This is a genomic window from bacterium, from assembly GCA_023135785.1.
Taxonomy (GTDB): Bacteria; CAIJMQ01; CAIJMQ01; order CAIJMQ01; family CAIJMQ01; genus CAZNJA01.
Window position 1 is genome coordinate 1 of sequence record JAGLSL010000097.1, and the last position, 4062, is coordinate 4062.

Here is a 4062-nt window from a genome sequence, read left to right on the forward strand (position 1 = left end):
AAAAAAGTCGGTTCCAATCATATAAAATTCTGGGTAAAAGATGAAAAATTTCATCCCGCCCTTCCTTTTACAACAAATTTTAGGAAGGGCGGGGTTCATAGAGAAGTTATCGGTTTTGGTAAAGCGGATTATTTAAATGTTTTGAACAAGCAGGACATCATAGATTTAGCTTATACAGCGCAAATTGATGGATGGGAAAACAGAAATTCGGTTATACTTAAAATGGAGGATGTTCAATGAAAGCGCAAGTTTTTTATTCTTCTTGCCATATCAAATATGAAGATATTCCCGTTCCCACTATTACAGACGACGAACTTCTTATAAAGGTTAAAATATGCGGTCTGTGCGGAACAGATATCTACAAAATACAACAGGAATCTGTTCAGTCAGGTTCTGTTTTGGGACATGAAGTAGTCGGAACCATTGAAAAACAGGGTAGAAATGTTAGAAATTTCAAAGTTGGCGAACGAGTATTTGTAAGCCATCATACTCCATGTTTTTCCTGTAAATATTGTAAGCAGGGGACTTTTTCTTTATGTGAACTTTTTAAAAGTACAAATATCCAACCCGGCGGTTTCGCTGAGTTTATAAAAGTTCCCAAAGAATTGGTGAAAAACAATGTCTTGTCATTGCCCGATTCTTTAAGCGACGAGGATGCGGTTCTGATAGAGCCTTTTGCTTGCGCCTGGAGAAATATAAAAAGAATTCAAATTCTTCCTGACGATGTGGTAACCATAATTGGAGCAGGACCTTCAGGGATTATGCATCTTATTCTTTTAAAAACAATTGGAGTAGAAAAAATCCGTTTGGTTGACGTTGTGGATTCACGGCTTGAGTTTGCTAAAGAGTTAGGCGCAGAAGATACGCTTAATATAAAGTTTGAGAAAATAGACAAATTCGGGGATTCCGATATAGTTATTGTAAGCGCAGGCAACGAAGAAGCTGTTCGGGAAGCTTTAGATATCATCAGAGTAGGGGGTAAACTAAGTATATTTGCGCAGGTGCCTGATGATACGAGAGTTCAAATTGATCCCAATCTTATATACCACGAGACGCTGATGTTAGGAACTTATTCGTCTACGCCAATAGAACAGAAAGAAATTTTTGATATGTTTGTAAATGGCAAGTTAAAAGATGCTACTTCTATTATCAGCCATCGTCTGTCGTTGAAAGATTTCCAGAATGGCTTGAAACTTGCCGTAGAAGCAAAAAATTCCTGCAAAATACTATTTTATCCGTAAATTAAATTTTGGGAATTAACAATGATAGTAGATTCCCAGAATGTAGACCAATATATATAAATTAGATTTACCCCATCTGTTGCAAAGCGAGCAATTCTATCCTTGGACTTTCTCTTTATAAATAAAAAAATTACTGTGGCAATAAAAAATATGTAGAAAAGAAATATAATTGAAATAGATAGAAATATATGGAAATAAATTGTTTCTTACTACGTATTTCTATTGTATATCTACTGTATTTCTACTGTATTTCCTTTACTTAAATATACCTTCCAATAAATCTCCTATTCCACCACCGCCTTTATCTTCCTTGTCTTTATCGCCGCCGAATATCTGTTCAATTGCACTGCCAATGGCTTGACCCTTGAGTTTATCTCCGAGATCGGATTTTGGCTTGGAAATAGTGCCGAGTATATTAAAATCTATGCCGCACCAGTTTTCATCTTCTCTGACAAATGCTCCGCTTACCAGTGGTATTCTTGCAACTGCATTACATCTCATTGAAAGATGTGATGGTATTTTAAGTTTCTGATTTGAGAGTTTCATTTGTCCTTTGCCGTAATACATTAAAAGTTGCGGATTTTCTAATGTGGCGGCTTTTATGTTGACTTTCCCGTTTCCTATTGTTGAAAGAAACTTTGCGGCCACAAAATTAATTGTTTTAAGAGACGGTATAAATACGGATAAAAGATTCTGTATGGGGTGTGTAGCTAATTTGCCGTTTTTGAATATGATATCTGTACTGCCTGTAAGTGTATTTATATCTGTGCCTTGACCTGCCAGTTGTATATTCCCATCTGTTTTTCCTGTCAGGAATGCTTTACCAGCTAACTGTTTCAAAGCATTTCCTGCCTCAAGGCCTGACAGGTTCAATGTTGTGGAATATTTAGATGCTCCGTTCTTGTCGAATGTTATATTAGCTTTACCTCCGACTGAACCGCCGTAAATTTTTGCGCTGAAATTTTCTATATTAACTTCCTTGTTTTGTTTTGTTAATGTAGCTTTAAACGGCGCGATAATGTCGGTCAAGTCCCCCATTTTTTTAATATTAAGTTTATTGGAAGACATTCTACCGTTTGCCTTTATATTGGATATATTTCCGGATGCGTTTATATTGCCCGATAATTTGCCTTGGGCAAGCGATGCATCTTGTCCTAAAGCGGTAAGCGCGGCGCCTGTGTCTATATTGCTAACATTAAATGCTAAATTAAATTCGGGGTTTAACATACTTGCCAGTGTTCCTGTTCCCTTTCCTGCAACATTACCTCCAAAAACGTTCATAGTAATATCGGAGATTATAAAATCGAAATCAGCATAATTAATATTACCTTTTACTTGTTCTATTTTTATTTTATCTTGGACTAAAAGTGATGGGATGGAAAATTTTATATCAGCTTTGGTGTCAAATCCCTGTCCTTTGATGGTAATATCTGCATCAACAACTCCCTTTAATAATTCTTTTGCTTCGGGAATAAACTGGCTAATCAGTGTTTCCAAATCAATATTTTTTACCGATATAGTTGCGGTGTATTCGGCAGCTTTATCTTTTGACGGTAAAGTAGAATCGCCTTTCATCTCAATCGAACCTCCTGAAATATTAAGAGAAAGATTATTAAGAGATGCCAACCCTTCGGATGTTTTTAAATTTGCCTTTATGTCTTTAATTGGGGACGTCATAGGAGAGTCCACTTTGTTGGCTGAAAGATTCAAATCTATATTCGGAAAAGAATTGATGCTATGAATTTTTAATCTTATCGTGAAATTTTGGATTGAAAGCAAAGGAAGTTCTCCTGCTTTTGTTAATGTTAAATTGCCGTCAATTATCTGGACGTTGTCTGCTATAAATGGCAACATCATCGCTCTCGCTTGCTCGCCTCTCGGCGAAGCCGAGGGCTGCGAAGCGGGCAGGTCTTTGCTTGACCCTGTCTTTTTGTCCGATGAAGTAATGGGCAGATTCCATGTCCCATCATTTTTCTGTAAGAGATTAATGTCGGGACGCACAAGTTGTATTTCTTCTATTCTGAAGTTTTGACGAAGCAGGCCATATAAATCGTATTTTAAAATAATAGATTCTGTTTTTATAGAATATCCTTCAGGGAAATCAGTTGGGTTTTTAATATTGAAATTGTCGATTTGAACTCCCGAAAATATGTTTGTCTGAAAACTTCCCATTTCTACAGGCACTTTTAAAGCAGTTTCTATTCTATTGATAACGATTTTTTTGAAGCTCTCGGATTTCAAAAAAATGTTGAGCGAGAACATTGCTATGATAATAAGCAATAGAACAGATGCGACGATAATACCGAGAATCTTGCCTAATCTTTTAAATTTCATTATTATCCTCTCTATGTTTATCTCGTATGTGTGACGAGTTTTAATCATTTCTAACTTCTTATATTATCAAAAACAGGACTTATTAAAAAGTATAGAAATTGTTATTCCAAAACCATTATCCCAAACCGCAATTTTTTTGCTATCTTTCCCGCTTTCAGCGGGACTCCCTCGCAATGACAGAGTGGGACAGGAATGTGTGAAGATATGTCCTATTTTTTTGCTGACCTTATAGCATCTTGTTATAAATTAACGGGGCTTGACCCCGTTGAAGATTTAAAAAAGCACTGAATACTTATTAACATCACAAGCAATTATTACTCTATATAGAACTTAAGGGGTGGGTTGTTAAATCTCTTGCGGGGTTGACAAACTGCGCTTCATAAAGCAGAATATAATCGTACTTAAGAGATATATGGATATACATGGATATATATTGTTAAAGGATTGAAAACTAAAAAAATTACATACTATAACTTCAAAAAACTAA

General features: G+C 35.9%; 3 protein-coding genes. 2 read left to right on the top strand and 1 reads right to left on the bottom strand.

What is annotated here, in order from left to right; translation table 11 throughout:
- On the top strand, positions 1 to 240 hold a 240-nt coding region (locus KAS42_06460; GenBank protein ID MCK4905861.1), incomplete at its 5' end, for a hypothetical protein.
- A complete protein-coding gene (locus KAS42_06465; protein MCK4905862.1) occupies positions 237 to 1241 on the top strand; it encodes an alcohol dehydrogenase catalytic domain-containing protein in 1005 nt (334 codons plus the stop codon). The genes KAS42_06460 and KAS42_06465, both read left to right, overlap by 4 nt.
- Before the next feature lie 255 nt (positions 1242 to 1496).
- On the opposite strand, the gene KAS42_06470 is transcribed toward KAS42_06465, so the two are convergent.
- Entirely contained in the window at positions 1497 to 3623 is a 2127-nt protein-coding gene (locus KAS42_06470; GenBank protein ID MCK4905863.1) for an AsmA family protein, read from the bottom strand.
- Between the last annotated feature and the right edge of the window lie 439 nt (positions 3624 to 4062).